The organism is Spirosoma radiotolerans, from assembly GCF_000974425.1.
Classification (GTDB): Bacteria; Bacteroidota; Bacteroidia; order Cytophagales; family Spirosomataceae; genus Spirosoma; species Spirosoma radiotolerans.
The window spans coordinates 202,023-217,476 of sequence record NZ_CP010429.1; the positions used below are offsets into that span (position 1 = coordinate 202,023).

Annotated in this window: 17 protein-coding genes; 5 read left to right on the plus strand and 12 right to left on the minus strand. The window is 48.2% G+C overall.

Features of this window, described 5'->3' with window-relative positions; all coding sequences use genetic code 11:
- Positions 1–101 precede the first annotated feature (101 nt).
- The 9 genes from SD10_RS00840 to SD10_RS00885 form a co-directional block, all read right to left on the minus strand.
- Positions 102–893 carry a helix-turn-helix domain-containing protein gene (locus SD10_RS00840; RefSeq protein WP_046375251.1) on the minus strand — a complete coding sequence of 264 codons (792 nt, stop codon included), beginning with the start codon at positions 891–893 and terminating at the stop codon, positions 102–104.
- 16 nt (positions 894–909) lie between these two features.
- Positions 910–1,956 carry an SDR family oxidoreductase gene (locus SD10_RS00845; RefSeq protein WP_046375252.1) on the minus strand — a complete coding sequence of 349 codons (1,047 nt, stop codon included), beginning with the start codon at positions 1,954–1,956 and terminating at the stop codon, positions 910–912.
- 195 nt (positions 1,957–2,151) lie between these two features.
- Positions 2,152–3,981, minus strand: a complete 1,830-nt coding sequence (locus SD10_RS00850) for a glycoside hydrolase family 2 protein (protein ID WP_082111477.1) — start codon at positions 3,979–3,981, stop codon at positions 2,152–2,154.
- Between the two features lie 455 nt (positions 3,982–4,436).
- Positions 4,437–5,003 carry a hypothetical protein gene (locus SD10_RS00855; protein ID WP_046375253.1) on the minus strand — a complete coding sequence of 189 codons (567 nt, stop codon included), beginning with the start codon at positions 5,001–5,003 and terminating at the stop codon, positions 4,437–4,439.
- A gap of 272 nt (positions 5,004–5,275) precedes the next feature.
- On the minus strand, positions 5,276–6,502 hold the full coding sequence (locus tag SD10_RS00860; protein ID WP_046375254.1) for an RNA polymerase sigma factor: 1,227 nt from the start codon (positions 6,500–6,502) through the stop codon (positions 5,276–5,278).
- A 204-nt stretch (positions 6,503–6,706) separates the two neighbouring features.
- The gene (locus tag SD10_RS00865; RefSeq protein WP_046375255.1) at positions 6,707–7,072 is read right to left on the minus strand and encodes a YciI family protein; all 366 of its coding nucleotides are present in this window, start codon (positions 7,070–7,072) and stop codon (positions 6,707–6,709) included.
- 148 nt (positions 7,073–7,220) lie between these two features.
- Positions 7,221–7,655, minus strand: a complete 435-nt coding sequence (locus SD10_RS00870) for a VOC family protein (protein ID WP_046375256.1) — start codon at positions 7,653–7,655, stop codon at positions 7,221–7,223.
- A 562-nt stretch (positions 7,656–8,217) separates the two neighbouring features.
- Positions 8,218–9,150 (minus strand): DUF4267 domain-containing protein, encoded by a 933-nt coding sequence (locus SD10_RS28485; RefSeq protein ID WP_052731026.1) that lies wholly within the window; start codon positions 9,148–9,150, stop codon positions 8,218–8,220.
- Between the two features lie 57 nt (positions 9,151–9,207).
- Positions 9,208–9,819, minus strand: a complete 612-nt coding sequence (locus tag SD10_RS00885; RefSeq protein ID WP_046578886.1) for a Crp/Fnr family transcriptional regulator — start codon at positions 9,817–9,819, stop codon at positions 9,208–9,210.
- A gap of 367 nt (positions 9,820–10,186) precedes the next feature.
- Here SD10_RS00885 and SD10_RS28490 point away from each other — a divergent pair, with 367 nt between their 5' ends.
- The 4 genes from SD10_RS28490 (at position 10,187) to SD10_RS28500 (ending at position 11,757) form a co-directional block, all read left to right on the plus strand.
- A complete protein-coding gene (locus SD10_RS28490; RefSeq protein ID WP_052731027.1) occupies positions 10,187–10,633 on the plus strand; it encodes a nuclear transport factor 2 family protein in 447 nt (148 codons plus the stop codon).
- A 135-nt stretch (positions 10,634–10,768) separates the two neighbouring features.
- On the plus strand, positions 10,769–10,912 hold the full coding sequence (locus tag SD10_RS29290; protein WP_316933123.1) for a hypothetical protein: 144 nt from the start codon (positions 10,769–10,771) through the stop codon (positions 10,910–10,912).
- Positions 10,913–10,957: 45 nt separating this feature from the next.
- The gene (locus tag SD10_RS28495; RefSeq protein WP_158500531.1) at positions 10,958–11,341 is read left to right on the plus strand and encodes a sensor histidine kinase; all 384 of its coding nucleotides are present in this window, start codon (positions 10,958–10,960) and stop codon (positions 11,339–11,341) included.
- Positions 11,338–11,757, plus strand: a complete 420-nt coding sequence (locus tag SD10_RS28500; RefSeq protein WP_082111479.1) for a response regulator — start codon at positions 11,338–11,340, stop codon at positions 11,755–11,757. Before SD10_RS28495 ends, SD10_RS28500 begins: the two co-directional genes overlap by 4 nt.
- A gap of 839 nt (positions 11,758–12,596) precedes the next feature.
- Here the strand turns inward: SD10_RS28500 and SD10_RS00900 are convergent.
- Complete coding sequence (locus SD10_RS00900; RefSeq protein ID WP_046375257.1) at positions 12,597–13,460, minus strand: SDR family oxidoreductase; 864 nt, start codon at positions 13,458–13,460, stop codon at positions 12,597–12,599.
- Positions 13,461–13,768: 308 nt separating this feature from the next.
- Here SD10_RS00900 and SD10_RS29915 point away from each other — a divergent pair, with 308 nt between their 5' ends.
- Entirely contained in the window at positions 13,769–13,975 is a 207-nt protein-coding gene (locus SD10_RS29915; protein WP_227699104.1) for a hypothetical protein, read from the plus strand.
- A 313-nt stretch (positions 13,976–14,288) separates the two neighbouring features.
- Here the strand turns inward: SD10_RS29915 and SD10_RS29920 are convergent, their stop codons facing one another.
- Positions 14,289–14,765 (minus strand): GNAT family N-acetyltransferase, encoded by a 477-nt coding sequence (locus SD10_RS29920; protein ID WP_227699105.1) that lies wholly within the window; start codon positions 14,763–14,765, stop codon positions 14,289–14,291.
- A 65-nt stretch (positions 14,766–14,830) separates the two neighbouring features.
- Positions 14,831–15,232, minus strand: coding sequence for a MarR family winged helix-turn-helix transcriptional regulator (locus SD10_RS29925; protein ID WP_227699106.1), 402 nt, complete (start codon positions 15,230–15,232; stop codon positions 14,831–14,833).
- Between the last annotated feature and the right edge of the window lie 222 nt (positions 15,233–15,454).

Sequence of the window (15,454 nt, forward strand, 5' to 3'; positions counted from 1 at the left end):
GTTTCCCACAAAACGCTCCAACCATAGACGAAGCAATCTTACGCATTGTCTCAGATAACCAAGCGGTTGAACCGTCAAGTAAAGCCCTTTGTATACGTTCATTAGGCCAATCGAAACTGAGTAGGCGGATAACCGAAGGTCTTCTTGAAAGCGAACGAAAAATGGGAAAGGTCTTCAAATCCCACTTCTAGATACACCTCTGAGGGCTTTCGTTTCTTTTCCACAATTTGATAGTGCGCCATTTCTAGCCGCTTCTGGGTGAGCCATCGGCCGGGCGAATTGTTAAACGCTTTGTGGAAATCCTTTTTGAAGGTAGTCAGGCTTCGACCTGTCAAATAACCGAATTTGGCCAGCGGTAGGTTGAACATATAATGCCGCTCCATAAAATCAACAAGATCCAGCTTACCTGGCTCCTCAAAATTACCCAGTAGCCCATCTACTTCCAGATCAATGGCACGCAGCACTCGAATCGCTTCTTCAACCTTAAAAACAGCAATATCGGTTGGTAGGGCATCCGCTAGTTCAAAATAAGGTGACAAGGAATTGAACAGGCTTTCCAATAAAGGGTGGCGCTGGAACTGTTTGGGTTGATCAGCAGGGTGGGCGGCTGAAGCAGGCCCGTTGTGGGCGTAGAAGTGCTGTAACCGTTCCTTCTGAAACACCATCGAGATAGTGACGCAAGGCAGTCCATCCAGGGGAAGTTTGCTCATCTTACCCAACTGGTTTCGAGGGAACAGCACTGTATCACCAGCATAAAAGTGATAGCTCCGCTCAGCCGCCACGACTCTGACTTCACCCGAGATCACACGCACCAAGGCTGGCTGGGGCAGCACCAACTCCCGGCTGTAGTGAATCTCTTTCTTGCAGGCGATAAATACTTCAGCGATCTCCATTCCCTAAAACTAGTACTTATTGGTCAAGCAAATGTAGGCGCATCAAGCTTTCTGCCGTTGCCAGCACGGCCTCTTCGGTCGAACGGGGCGACCAGTCCAGCAGGCGAATGGCCTTGGCACTAGTGGTGTTCATTACCCGGCCCAGCAAGGGGATCATCGATTTAACCATGGGGTCTCTCAGGGCGGCAATCCGCAACAACGCATTCGGCAGTTCTCTGGTGTTAACCTTGCTGGCGTCCTGACCCAGATGCGCTTTGAGTATTCTGGCGATTTCAACCAGCCAGACGCTTTCTCCCGCCGTGGCTATGAAACGCTCACCCTTAGCCGCCGGATGCGTCATGGCCCGCAGGTGCAGATCAGCAACATCGCGTACATCCACAAAACCCGAGTTAATCTTGGGGCATCCAGGCATTTTACCCGTTAGCAGGTTTTTGATTAGATGGATCGAATGCGAATAATCAGGGCCTAATACTGGACCCAAAACGGTTACCGGATTGACCGCCGACAGTTCCAGCCCGCGGCCTTCTCGTTCAATAAACGCCCAGGCCGCTTGTTCGGCCAATGTTTTTGATTTCTGGTAGGCAGGTGCTTTACCGGCAAGATTGGTCCAATTCGTTTCGTCATAAGGTGCCGTTTGTGGGGGGTGGCCGTACACAACTGCCCCAATGGCCGAGGTCAATACCACCCGTTTTACGCCTGCATCTCTGGAGGCCCTAAGGACGCGTAGAACGCCCTCGCGTGCTGGGTTGATCATCTCATCCTCATGTTTATAGTTGCGAATAGGGGTCGGTGAAGCCACATGCAGCACGTAGGTGCAGTTGTTCACCACTTGATCCCACGGCGCATCGGCTGACAGATCAGCCTCGTGGAAGGTCAATCGCTGAGAGGCCTTACTACCGCCTTCGTTCAGCATGGCTCTCACTTCGGCTTCTCGGTTTAAGGACCGCAGCGTTGTTCGTACCTGGTAGCCAGCCTGTAACAACTGAAGGATGCAATGGACAGCAATAAAGCCGGATCCACCGGTCACCAGCACTGTTTTTTCGGAATTTGCTTTTGTCGTCATCTGTTAATGGTTGATGACCCAAAATTCGAGTAAAACAGCAGGTACAGCTTTGTTGAAAAGGCGTAATATACTTTGTTCAAAAGGCGGGGTAATACATATTAGTAATGGCACAAAACGCTCCTTTCTGCCTCGGGCTAAGCTTGCTCGGCGCTGTCAATACCAGGGGGTAAGGAGTAAAATAGGCATCTGCACGGGCTACTCTTGTTTACCTGCCGGCGTCAAACCCGCTTGAATCACGGCCTGATTAACGGCTCGTATTCGATTTGTGTCCATTTTTTCTACTTCCCGATCGTAGGTGAGCACCCCGTTTACTTCGTGCTCAACGTCTGTGGTTTGCGTATAAATCGCTACGCTTAGTCCCCGGTAGCGCATCAATTGTTCGACCTGATCAAGCAGCATAACGTAGCGGTCGGTCAGGGCGGTTTTCGTCGGTTCATAGGCATACGCATTATTTTCGACGGGCCACATGTGCCCCCGGACAAACAAACCCACTCCCCCAAATTCGCCCAGAGATGCCGCCCGTTTGTCGTCGGGTTCCGAGGCTTTGTTAGGCCCCACGTAAATGTGGGTATCCACAAAATCGCCATTTTTGGGATCGCCGTATGCTTTTTGATAGGACGGATTGTTATTAAAACCCGAATTGCCATTGACCAGTCGGGACGGATCATACCCCTTGACCCAGTCGGTGATAGTGGCTACATCGAAAGCGCCCCAGTTTTCATTGAAAGGCACCCAGGCAATAATGGACGGTGAGTTATAATGGTCATCTATGATCGCTTTTAATTCGTTACGAAATGTGGTCCGGGTGGCTAGGGTGTCTTCATCGGGATACCAGATGGCGGGCATATCCTGCCAAACCAGTAGCCCCAACTTATCCGCCCAATAATAGAATCGCTGGGGCTCGGTTTTCATATGCTTACGGATGAGATTGTAGCCGGCTTTTTTGGTATACTCGATGTCGAATTTAAGGGCTTCCTCCGTTGGCGCGGTCAAAATACCATCGGGCCAGTAGCCCTGATCGAGCAAACCAAGTTGCATGACAAATTTCCCATTCAGCAACGGTCGAACGACGCCATTGACCTTCCCCAGATTGACGTCACGCAGGCCAGCATAACTCATCACCTCATCCGATACCCGCCCGTTGGGGGCCGTCAAGGTAAGTTTGATATCATAAAGAAACGGAGAATCTGGCGACCAGGGCTTCGGATTAGTAATGGGCACAGAGAAAGCCGTTCCCGCCCTTCCTTCGACCCGGGCCACTTCCTTCTTGCCTTCCAGTACAACGGCCGTAACTCGGGCCGCCCCACTGGCCTTGACCTCCAGCCTGAGCTGCTTGCCCGCAAGATCCGGCAGCAGACGAATGGCCTGAATGTAATCGTGGTTGACCGGTTCGAGCCATACGGTTTGCCAGATACCGGAGGTAAACGTGTAATCACCCCGGGGACCGTTTTTTCCGGAAGGCGTACGGCCGTCATTCGGATCATAAGCGGCCACCACCAGGCTGTTGGCGTCCGGAGCCAGCCAAGCGGTTATGTCGAAGGAAAAGGCATCATATCCGCCAGCGTGGCTGCCCACTTTCTGACCGTTAACGAAAACGGTAGCTTGGTGATCGACGGCCCCAAAGTGCAACAAAATCTGCTTGCCCTTCCAGGAAGCGGGCAAGGTAAACGAACGCTGATACCACATATTAATTTCCTGCTTTCGCTGAATACCCGACAACACTGATTCAGGACAGTAAGGCACCCGTATTTTTTGGGAGGTTGTTGGGAAAGTTAATGGGCTGGCGGGGTTATTAGCCGAGGAGACCGCTTTACCTCCCTGGTAGTTCCAGGTGCCGTTGAGGCATAGCCACTGGCTCCGTTGCAACTGTGGGCGAGGGTATTCAGCTAGTGGTTGTGAGGCAGCCAGGGCTGCTTTCGTCCAACGGGTTGGCAACTGGGCAACCTGGGCATAAACGCCTTGAGGGGAGTAGCAAAAGTGAATTAGCAGTAGCGAAACGGCAAGGAAGAAATGGTTTTTTAGCATGGGAAAGCCTGGCACAAGGGGGTAGGATTACCTTGTCAGCCAAAAGTAGAAACACAATGCTAAAAACCGACAAGGTACCAGGTGATTTGAGGGGTCTTCATCGCCTGATACCTTGGCATCGTGTAGTGACGGCCGCGGGATTGTCAGCACCCCGTCCACTAGCGCACAATGTCTTAACAAAGAAGGACAGGTTGTCAACACCTGTAAAATTCCCCTTAACTTATTCGGCTCACGTATTCCTTTTTATCACGTGTCATTGTGTCGGAAGGATTATTTTTACGTGGCGATTGGGGTGAATTTCAAATGAACCTAAAGAAAAATTAATCGTCAATTCAAAAGGTTATCTGTTTCGTTGATTATTCGAGTAAGAAATACAGCCTGATAATATACATCGCCATTATAGTCAGTGTTTTTTGTTCCATCTTTTAGGAGGCTGTTTTGTATGCATAATTCATTTAGCAACCGCCTTTGCGAGGGGCACGTTTATAAATTAGTTTACCATCCCGTTCGACATAATCGCCCACTATTATTGGATATAAATACTTGGGCGCGTGCGATACATTATGGCTTCTTATACTTATTTTGTCGTTAACTTTCAGGCTATGCAATTGCTGAAATTCATTGTTAACGTTCAAAAAATTCTTGTCATACTTTTCTGGCCCAAAACTAAGAATATAATCGTCACCGCTAATCCTGACCATCACTCCGAAACCTAATCGTGAGCCTGGCGGAAGAGAAAGCGAGGTTACAACAGCGTCCATATTGGTAAAAGCACGTATATGCTTCCTTATTTTAGCTTCACCGGCATACACTTTTTTGCCTTCAGCAGACGCTTCCCATTTTTTGTACTTTATCCCATCAGGGGTAGCCTCCCATTTTTTCATTGCAGCTTTCCGTTCAGCAGCAGAGAGTGGTTTTGAGATTGACTTTTTAGAAGCTTCATCTTTAATTTCACGATTAGCATATAATAGTCCGCTTATGACAACCAACGGTAAGATCAAAGCATAAATGATTCGTTTCATAGTTTTGTCGGTTTAATTAAAATAAATCTTTTTCCTGATAAATCATATCCGTTCAAGGCATTCCTTTGTCAAGGATTTCAACCACTGCAGTAGGCCACAAAACTAAAAGTCTGTATCCTGGCGTCTGTTAATTACCTGTAAAAGAATGTTAACGAAACGTAAAAGTTGCTTCTACAGACTGCTATGGATTTTGGCCTCTAAGTAGTTGGATATACAACTGTCTTACAAAAACGCATCCGCGTGAGGTAAAGAAATAGTAAAGGCGTACCCACTTAAAATGAATTCAATTTTTGACGAATCGTTTGTTTGTCAGTCTCTGTTTTTGCCCATAAAAAGGCTTGGTGATAAGACGCCTGAGCAGCTGCGTTGTCAGTACCCGTATAGAGTTCGCCCAGCAGCACATGGTAGAAGTGATTCGTGGACAGATTTAGCTGCTTTGCCTCCTCAATAGCCTGTCGATTACCATACACCTTAGAGACAGCGACTAATCGATTTAAAGCCGCTATGGGAGAATAAACCAGTTGCAACAGGCGGTCATATAAGAAAAGTATATGTTTCCATTTTTCGGGGGTATCCTCTTTGAGCGTGTGCCAATAAGCAATGCTGGCTTCCAGATGAAATCTGGAAACCGATTCGCCCTGGGAGGCCTCATGTAAATAATACGCCCCTCGGCTTATCAATTCATCGTCCCACCGAGTGGGGTCCTGATCCTGCAGTAGAATGAATTGACCGGTTTCTGTCTTTCGGGCGGCAAATCGGGAGCCATGAAAGCACATCAGGGCGTAGAGGGCTTTTACGGCAGGCAGGCTTGTCCTAGGAGTGGCGATTAATGAATTAGTTAGGCGCATGGCTTCCTGGCAAAGCTCTAGGCGGAGAATCGCGTCTTGACTTTCAGAATAATACCCCTCGTTATACAACAGATAAAGGGTCGTTAAAACTGTTTCCAGCCTACTTTCGATTTGGCTCTCCGGGGGAAGTTGGAGGGTCACTTTTTCAGCTTTTAACTTCGCTTTGGCTCGATAGAGCCGTTTATGGATTGTCTCTTTCGTGCTCAAGAGGGCATTAGCAATCTCGTCAATGCCAAACCCACACAAAATGCGAAGGGCCAGACTAACTTGGGCTTCTACTGGAATGGAGGGATGGCAGATGGCAAAAAATAGCTGTAGCTGGCTATCAACAATGCTTTGGTCCGAAAAATCAATGGGCAATTCATCAACCGTGGACGTTATTAATTGAAGTTCGCCTGAAATTTTTTGTCGAAACAAGGCCTGCCGCTTCAGGTGATTTTTTGTCTTGTTTTTAGCCACCGTATACAGCCAGGCGGTGGGATTTTCGGGCTTGCCTTTGTAGGGCCAGGTCGCTAAGGCCAGCAAAAAGGTGTCGCTGACAATGTCCTCGATGGAGTCTAAGTTATCCACACCAACGGTTTTGGAGAGGACCGCGCAAATTTTACTAAACTCGCTCCTGAATAAGTGGGGGATCAGATCTGCAGGGGTCATCACTAGAAGACATTCACAAACTTAAATCGATCAATATCGGACCGTTACGCGCTTAATAGATCGACGTGGCTTAACAAACGGGATGGTAATACGTTCCCGTTCGCTAAGCCTCTGCCTAATCGCCAGCACTTATTAGAGAAATTGGGGGCGTAGTGGGTAGTTTTTGTTGCGTGGGTTGACCGCCCTGGAGAACTCATGAAGCAATCAACTGTTTGAGGATGAATGTTCACTAATTTGGCGCACTTCTACACTATTGCCCTCCTCTTGTAATATGGGGCAACCTTTTGCCACCTCCAGCGCTTCCTGAAGTGAATTGGCCTTTATAATAATGAGTCCGCCCAGAGTTTCTTTAATTTCACCAAAAGGGCCGTTAGTAATCAGCGTTCTGGAATTTTTAGTCGTCACCACCCGTGCCTTATCAAAGGGTAAGCCAATGCCGCTGACAAATTCCGTTGGGGCTGTAATCCCGTCAATCCATTCCATAGTTTGTTTCATCCATTGCTGGATTTGTTCCGGCGAGGCAATTTTTTTGCCGTCTTCATGCCGCATAATGAGTGCAAACTCGTCCATGATCTGTTCGTTTTAACGGTTTAACCTGGTAGGAATTAACTTGAGGGTTTCTGATCGGATAGCGTCCTTTAAAAACGCCAGTACAATTGACTATGAATTCGTCTTCTTTGGCAAGATCGGGTCCATCCGGGTCCTGAGTTCGATCAGCTTAGCGGCTATTGGCCGGTATAGTAATCATCCAGCTAATGCCATACTGATCAGTGACCATGCCAAAGATATCCCCCCAAAACTGCTTTATCAGCGGGGCCGTTATTTGCCCGTTAGCCGCTAGCTTTTCCATGTAACTGGTTAATTGAGCCTCGTCCGTGCCTGCCAGTGATAAACCAAATTGCCCTGTGTTTTTAGTTTCTGAAAGATGAGGGTTGTCACTTGCTGTCAGAATGATATCGCCGGTTAGTTTGGCAAACATGATCTTTGTTTTCATGACATCACTATTGGCATTGGGATCTTTATGGGCACCGGCCGGCCCCTGCCCGAAGGTAGTCAGTGTCAACTCACCGCCAAATGTAGTCTGATAAAATTCCATGGCTTGCTGACAATTTCCGCCAAAGAATAGATGAGGGGTAAGGGTTACTGGTGTCATAGTAGTAAGCGCTAAGTGATTGATTCAGCTCACCCCTGTTACCGGAGAACTGGTTTATAGGTTACAGACAAACGAGATGATCAGAATAGGACATCATCCGGAGAAATTTTTTACAAGGTGTATCCTGGTTAAAAAGCCAAGCTCCAGGCCTGTAAGAAAAGACTCTTTGCCTGCTCTTAACTTTGTGCTTCTCTCTCAATGCCTCTGATGCAGAACAGGAGGATGGGATTAGTAGGATCAAATTGCGTGGATAAGAGATTGCTTGATCACTAATCTATCCAAATAAAGGATTTTCACAAGCGCTCCCGATTAAGACGAAGTAGGATTAATTCATTCGCTTCTCAAATGGGAGCTCTCAGGGCATAACGTCTGACTAGTTAGTTGATGCTTCGTTCTGCTTGTAATCAATAATGAAGGCTATAGGAGGAATGGCTAAATAGCAGCAGTGATGACTGGTTTTGATGCTTCAACAAGTTATCAGGGACAAATGCATAGCGCCTTGATACTTGGTAACCTCGCCTACACTAGAGCCCAGAGGCAAACCCATCTACTATCATTTCAATCATTCTATGACGGCATGAGTAGCGTATTTCTGGATTAAGTAGGCCAGTCTTCCTCCTTTGATGGCACGAGTGGCCAGAAAACTGAACAGGGGTTGGGCGATCCTTTGTAAGCCTACCATGTGCGAGTCGTTCAAATGAGTAAATAAGGCCAAATCAGACAGGCTTTTTGGGGTCCCGCTTTCACTGGCTAACCCATCTTTGGCCAGTCCTTTGGCGATGAGCAGGGCTTGCTCAAAACCCAGGTTTCCTGGCGAAACCGTTACCCGAATCAGGCATTGCTGATCGGACGTATTGTGGAAAAAATGCGTTTGCCCCCGCTGGATGGTGGCCGTCTGACCGGCCTGTAGAGTGAGCGTTTGATCACCCCGCCCAACGATTAACTCGCCATTCAGTACCTCGAAGGTTTCGGAGAATAATTCATGGTAGTGCCAGGGCGTACGTTCGCCGGGCAGGATCCTAAATTCGAGTACACTAATGCCGCCTTCGGTTACTGACGAAATTCGTTTTACGTAAGCGTTGGTATTGCCCGACGGGCCTGCGGTAGTTTCTGGTGTTGACTTACCTAAAAAATAACACAGTAGCCATAGGGTAATGACCGTACTACCATGAATGAGCATGGCCCACAGATCACTGCCGGGAGTATTCCAAACAATGAGCATATCCGCCAAAGGAATGATAGAGCCGGCCAGCAAGGTAAGAAACAAGGGTTTACGGTATTGATGCCAAGCGAACAGCACTACAATTAAGCCTGAGAAGATGTCCCGGATGCCCTTGATAGAATGAAATGCGTAGTTAGGCTGGTTGTAACGAAGGCCGAATCCAGCTTCCGCTACTTCGGGAGCCAGCAAAAAACGAGCGCCGATGAAAAGCATGCCTACACCAATGAGTAAGCTGATCAACCGGAGGGGGGTAGGAATCTGTTGCGTTGTCATGATCTTGTGCGTTTATAAGTACAGCACAAAATTCAGGAGCCAGCCCAAGCTCTGCATTCACTCAGGTGAAGAAAGACGGCTGTAGTGCTTACCAGCCCATCGCGCCCGGATGCGGCTTAGAGACTGGGGTTTGACCCCCACGTAGGAGGCAATATGATACTGGGTAATGCGGGTTGAAAGGGTAGGATAGTTCTCAAGAAAGGCTTGATAACGCAACTCGGGAGCGTCAGTATAGAGGGAGACCAGTTGCCCAATGGTTTTGACAAAAATCTGTTCAATAGCAACCCGGCCAAATCGTTCCCCATGGGTCAATTGGGCAAACAACCGTTGCAGATTAGATAATGAAATAACCAGTAAGTCTGACTCCTCAATGGCTTGAATAGTTCGTCGGCAGGGCCGTTGGGGCAGAAAGCTTTCATAGTCACAGACAAAGTCATTTTCCAAGCCGAAGTCATAAATTTTTTCGTCGCCGTCCTGATTGACAAAATACCGCACTAAGCCGGTATGAATAAAGCCAACGTGTTGGCAAACCTGCCCTTGTTGAACAAAATACTCGCCTTTTTTCAGCCGGTAAGGCTGAAAGACGCTCTTGATCAGTGTAGTATCTGTTTCACTGAGTGGTACGATTTGCCGTATTGTCTCAATCAGCGCAATCAAGGGGTCACTCATCAGGAGTTGGGTTATAGGGTCAAGCCGGCTGCTTTCAAGCCAGCCAAAATTGGATTTAATCGAGCAATTTTCAAAAAAGCCTCCTGCCGAAGACGACATAGTTTATCCAGGCTTGATTTGCTGTACCATTTATTCATCAGAATCGCTTCGCCACTTACCAATCAGATATAGTTGGAGACTTGTACCAGGCGGTTAAATTAGCGCTAACGAAACAGCGTTCTGAACACTGGCTTATTTGCCCATATTATCTTTTATTGTCCTAACAATTTTTTGCACCATCTAAAACTAGTACTAGGAATACCTTTAAAAAGATGCAATTGATAGTTAGTGTTTTTTGACTAAAACTTGTTAATTTATTTAAATCGCTATGAAATTATTATCTGTAATAATCTTATTAACAGCCGTTGCTTTTAGTCCACTCTATGGACAAAGTAAAACAGACGAACAGAACGTGAAGCAGGTTATAAATGGCTTTTTTCAGGCTTTATCTGATGAGGATATACCTTCTTTGAGAAGTTACTGCCGAACAGACTTTACATTGTTAGAGAGTGGAGAAATCTGGTCATTGGATACCTTGGAGGCTAAGATAAAGCCTTATTTTGGTCAAGGGGCCAGGCGCATCAACAAAATCGACTTCAAGAAAATAGTTATAAAAGGAACCAGTGCTTGGGTGGTTTATTTTAACCAAGCCGATATGGAACTGAATGCTAGAAAAGGAACCATCAATTGGTTAGAGAGTGCCGTCTTAACTAAAAATGAAGGCCAGTGGAAACTAACACTACTTCATTCAACAACGCTTCCCAAAAAAAAATAAAATACGGAACGACGAACTAGGGTTGAGAGCTATTGAAAATAATCGTCTCAGCCAATATCAACTCGGATACTTCTTAGCCTAACTCGCCGTGTCTCCTGCTATTTTTGCCGCTGTCATACGCAAGGCAACAATAGCATGGAAAGCGAGAAAAAAACAACCGTCTGGTTTATCACCGGGGCCTCGAAAGGGATGGGCTTAGCCCTCGTTAAATTGCCACTGGCTAAAGGACTCGTCGTAGCCGCCACGTCCCGAAACGGGTCGCTCAGGCGGTTGAAGTGATGCAGCCGCTGTTATGCGAACGCGGGTCGGCAGCTGCGTGTCCAGTTGGCTGAGTATCCAGTCTATTTGGCCGGTGACGCAACTCGGCTCCATCAGGTGGTGGTCAACTTGCTGACCAACGGCTTACGCTATACCCACGAGGGAGGCCAGATTTGGCTCACCCTGGAGCAGTCTGGCCAGCAGGCAATCGTGCGGGGTGTTGACAACGGCATTGGGTTGGCCGCCGATCAATTGGGAACGTTATTCGAACGGTTCGTGCAGATCGATCACTCGCTCGCCCGTTCGCATGGTGGCTTGGGTCTGGAGCTGGCCTTGGTGCAACAACTGGTCCATCTGCACGGTAGTCAGGTCGAGGCCCATAGTCCAGGGCTCGAACAAGGCAGTGAGTTTGTGGTTTATCTACCAGCTTTAATTACTAGCTCACTATGAGAATTGACTCTGTTCCTGCAAACGCGGACTGTCGTATCTTAGTGGTCGATGACAATGTCGATGCCACGCTGATCCTGAGTATGTCGCTACGACTAAAGGGGTTTGCCGTTGAGAGCGCTCAAAGTGGTCCACAAGCGTTGACGATAAGTCAATCCTGGCAGCCAGACGCCGTTCTGCTCGACATTAGTATGCCCGGCATGGATGGCTACGAAACCTGTGAGCGGTTGCGTGAGCAGCCCGGTAGTGGTGATGTGCTGGTCATTGCCCTGACGGGCTATGGGCAGGAGGAAGATCGAAAGCGGGTCCGAGAAACGGGCTTTGATGCTCATCTGGTTAAACCCGTGAATTTGAGCCTACTGCCCGATTTACTCCCCCAACTAATCATTGAGAAAAAGGCGCGCTTAGCATCGGAGTAAGAAATCGACGTTTGACCAATTCTCAAAATAGGCTCCTTCTTGGGAGGAGGGAGCGGGCATGAAGCTGCGCCTTGTAATGGACGTCTTTCTGATAGCTCTTAAGTTAAGGGGTTGGCTATACCCGTAAATTAGGGCAAGCGTTGATTAGGCCATGCACTAGTTGCGCATTTTAACATGACTTTGTACACTACAATTTCAAGCTGTTTTGTCATGCATAAATGGCGGGTGCATCTTATAGACCTAACCGTGTCCGGTATGAGCGTCCTTTTGAGAAGATTTGTGAAAGGCGCTCCGCGTCGGATACTTCTGATATAACTGGACAAATAGTGAAAACCTTCGTCTCAGCAAAGGCTCCTCTTCCTGAGACACATTATTCATTTACACCTTCAGATGCGTAGAAGCCTTCAGCTATAAATGTCGTAAGATCGGTGCCCAAAGACTTGAGCCATTGCATGGATAGTTACCTAAGTTGGGCAGACCTTGCAGGGCCTGGCCGATGTTAGCCCACTGCAGAGATTGGAGTACCACCTCGACATGAGCCGCCTTGGCGACGGTACTTGCCCAACCAACGAGCCAAGCTTGGCAACAGAGCCGGTAAGCGGGTTGGGCCGTTGCCCATTGTGGAGGATGATGCGGTTACCCGCTTGTACAATCGTCGCGGCCAGCGCCTTTACCGATAGGGTCAACCTGGGGCATGGTAAGGGTCTTGAGGGAGGGATGGGCTTGGTGGCCTGGAAGCGGTAAACAACTAGGGATGGCCAGACCGGGCAAGTGACTTCCTGTGGGAAGTCACTTGCCCGGTCTGTAGGCAGGAGAGTATCGGCCAGCGCCAGAAGCGGTTAGGCACCCGGGAAATAAGTCGTTTCCAGATATTCCCGCAGTGAGGTTGGCTTACGGCCCAGCAGACGCTCGACGGTATCGTGGGTCCCGGCCAGCATGCCGTGTTGGGTGGCAGCACCCCACTGAGCAAAGAAGTTGGCGACCACCTCGGGGAAGCCAGCGGCTACTTTCTGCGCGATATAGGGTGCCATCTCGCTGCTTTTATAAGCGATGAGCCGACCCGCTAACGTGGAGAGTTCCCGGGCGATATCATCAAACGAATAGGCTTCGCTCCCCGACAGAGTATACTCCTGGTTCTCATGCCCTTCGCTGGTCAACAGGGCGGCCGTGGCTGCGGCCAGTTCGGTCCGCTTAACGAAAGCGATCTTGCCTTCTCCCGCCGGGAAACGTATTTCGGTGTCTGGCACCTCGCTGCCAATCAGGTAGCTAAGGCCTTCAAAATAGTAGCCGTTTTTGAGAATGGTGTATGTAAGACCGGACGCTTTGAGGTAAGCTTCCGTGGCCAGGTCGCTTTCTGTGACTTCCGGCATCACAAAATTTGTACTGCGCTGGATGCTGGTGTAAAAAAGGTGCTTCACCCCGGCTTCCTTAGCGGCATCGATGACGTTTTGGTGCTGGCGCACCCGGTCGGTAAAGGCCACGGCAGAAACCAGCAGCACCTTTTCAATACCCTGAAAGGCTTGTACCAGGCCGGGGTAGTCAACGTAGTCGGCTTGTCGGACATCAACGCCCTGCTTCACCAGGTCAGTGGCTTTGTTGAGATCGCGCACCAGGGCTGCGATTTCTGCGGCCGGGGTGGTGGTGAGTAAAAAGTCGATAGTTTGGTGGCCTAACCCACCGGTGGCTCCAGTTACTAGGATCATGGTAAATAAGAAAAAATCAGTGTATATTTACTTGCAAAATGCAAGTTCAAAGGTAAGAAAAAATACTTGCAAAATGCAAGTAAAATAAATCATTTTCTATGAAAGAGCTAAAGCAGCGCTCTACTTGTCCTGTCAGCACATCACTTGACGTGCTGGGGGATAAATGGAGTCTACTCATTTTGCAGGACATGGTGTTCGCTGGCAAGTCTACATAGGGCCAGTTCCTGCAGTCAGCGGAAAAGATAACGACTAACGTGCTGGCCAACCGCCTGGCCGTCCTGGAGTCGTAAGGCCTCTTAACCAAGGCGGTGGCTTCTGATAAGAAATCGAAGTTCACCTGCCGCCTGACAGAAAAAGGTGTTGAAACGGTCCCTATTATTATTGAGCTCCTTCTGGGGGGAACTAAACATTGCCCCACTGTCGTCGAGCCTGATTTGCTGGAAGAAATTCAGGCTGGGAAAGGTGCGGCCGTTGCGAAGTACCAACGGCTCGCGCGCGAAAAGGCCCTGGCCTAAACAAGCGTCGTGCGAGCTCATGCAGAGAAAATAGCGGGCAAAAAGCGGTGCGATTCCAAACTCGCTCTCTTACTGCGGTATGGCCAACGTAGCCCAGGGCCGCTAGTAGTAGCTAGGTCGATAAACTATTGACCATTCCGTAGCCTCCGCTCGGGTATTCTATAGGAAACACAGCTTGTTGTTTAAATCAACGCAACTGATTTGTTTGTTTTATGTATGGTTGAAATGGCTTTTGTAAACGTTTAACGTGTTTTCTCCAACCCATTGCCGGGCCGCTGCCATATGGGTAGTATATACAAAAGGGCTAAATAAGTTAGCCTACCGACGCCTGGCTTACCTGCAAACCGTACCGTTCTTCGTGCAACACCTTACCCCATTGATTCACTTCAATGGATGAACTCAGTTCAGAACCGGCTTTCTTATACATGGATACGGCTTTTTGCTGAACATCCGTGGTCAACAAATAAACCCGATCAAATACCTCTTCTTTATTATAAGCAAGGGCCGTCTTTAATAGCCGTCTACCAATGCCGGTACCTCTGAAAACAGGGTGGACCAGGAACCACCGCAGTTGCGCTTCATTTTGCGGCCTGGCTTGAATGGCAATACAGCCAATAATTTGATCCTGGTACATAGCCAGCCATATCTTGTCTTTCTGAGGATTATAATGGGCTGGAAAATCATAAAACGTCTTCACCACATAGCCTTCAAATTCCTGGGAATAGCCTTCCTCCTGCGCATACAACACCCCATGCAGATAAATCAAGTAGCCAATGTCACCTGGTTTCAAGCCTTCTCGATAGACAACCTGTTGCGCGAGTAGCTGACTAGTATACTCGGTTGATAATAAATCCTCTACGTTTTTATGGCGTTTACCAGCATCGTTCCTTCTGCAGGGCTTAATCGACCAAGAAAGCCTTCGATCTGCTCATCCGACTTGACTTGAAGCCGCTTTAACAACGAGCGTCCTGCATCTGACAGGCTTATTTGCAAAGCTCGACCATCTGATGATGAAGGCACTTTTAGCAGGATTCCCTGCTTGGTTAACAACTTGATTAGTCTGCTTAAGTAGCCCTTATCCAGTTTCAGGCGTTCGCTTAATTGCTGAGCAGTGACCTGGTTGGCTTCGCCAATTTCATATAATACCCGTACTTCTGACAGGGAATAGTCACTCTCTAAAATAGGGTGATTTAAAAGGCCAAGGTGGGCCGTATAGAATCGGTTGAAGTACCGGATTTGTTTTATGTTTTCTCTCATGGTAGCAGATCGCCCATTAGTTGCTTTAAGCAACTAATGGGCGATCGAAAATAGTTGACATAACTTTATCCAGCCATGAAGACGTAAAATTAGGAAAGTGGCAACCCAACTAAATGAGTGTGTAATGGTTAAGTCTATTCATTCGTACTAAATGATGGGTTCCTCGTCAGCAGTCGTTGGCGGCTACTTAAAACAAATTTTGGCTTGATGCTACTAATCAAC

Excerpts from the sequence above, each read along its gene's own strand:
- SD10_RS00840 (WP_046375251.1), bottom strand. The coding sequence starts at position 893 with ATGGAGATCGCTGAAGTATTTATCGCCTGCAAGAAAGAGATTCACTAC.
- SD10_RS28500 (WP_082111479.1), top strand. The coding sequence starts at position 11,338 with ATGAGAATTGACTCTGTTCCTGCAAACGCGGACTGTCGTATCTTAGTG.
- SD10_RS00845 (WP_046375252.1), bottom strand. The coding sequence starts at position 1,956 with ATGACGACAAAAGCAAATTCCGAAAAAACAGTGCTGGTGACCGGTGGA.
- SD10_RS00855 (WP_046375253.1), bottom strand. The coding sequence starts at position 5,003 with ATGAAACGAATCATTTATGCTTTGATCTTACCGTTGGTTGTCATAAGC.
- SD10_RS28490 (WP_052731027.1), top strand. The coding sequence starts at position 10,187 with ATGAAATTATTATCTGTAATAATCTTATTAACAGCCGTTGCTTTTAGT.
- SD10_RS00900 (WP_046375257.1), bottom strand. The coding sequence starts at position 13,460 with ATGATCCTAGTAACTGGAGCCACCGGTGGGTTAGGCCACCAAACTATC.
- SD10_RS00870 (WP_046375256.1), bottom strand. The coding sequence starts at position 7,655 with ATGACACCAGTAACCCTTACCCCTCATCTATTCTTTGGCGGAAATTGT.
- SD10_RS29925 (WP_227699106.1), bottom strand. The coding sequence starts at position 15,232 with ATGAGAGAAAACATAAAACAAATCCGGTACTTCAACCGATTCTATACG.
- SD10_RS00865 (WP_046375255.1), bottom strand. The coding sequence starts at position 7,072 with ATGGACGAGTTTGCACTCATTATGCGGCATGAAGACGGCAAAAAAATT.
- SD10_RS29290 (WP_316933123.1), top strand. The coding sequence starts at position 10,769 with ATGGAAAGCGAGAAAAAAACAACCGTCTGGTTTATCACCGGGGCCTCG.
- SD10_RS28485 (WP_052731026.1), bottom strand. The coding sequence starts at position 9,150 with ATGACAACGCAACAGATTCCTACCCCCCTCCGGTTGATCAGCTTACTC.
- SD10_RS00850 (WP_082111477.1), bottom strand. The coding sequence starts at position 3,981 with ATGCTAAAAAACCATTTCTTCCTTGCCGTTTCGCTACTGCTAATTCAC.
- SD10_RS00860 (WP_046375254.1), bottom strand. The coding sequence starts at position 6,502 with ATGACCCCTGCAGATCTGATCCCCCACTTATTCAGGAGCGAGTTTAGT.
- SD10_RS00885 (WP_046578886.1), bottom strand. The coding sequence starts at position 9,819 with ATGAGTGACCCCTTGATTGCGCTGATTGAGACAATACGGCAAATCGTA.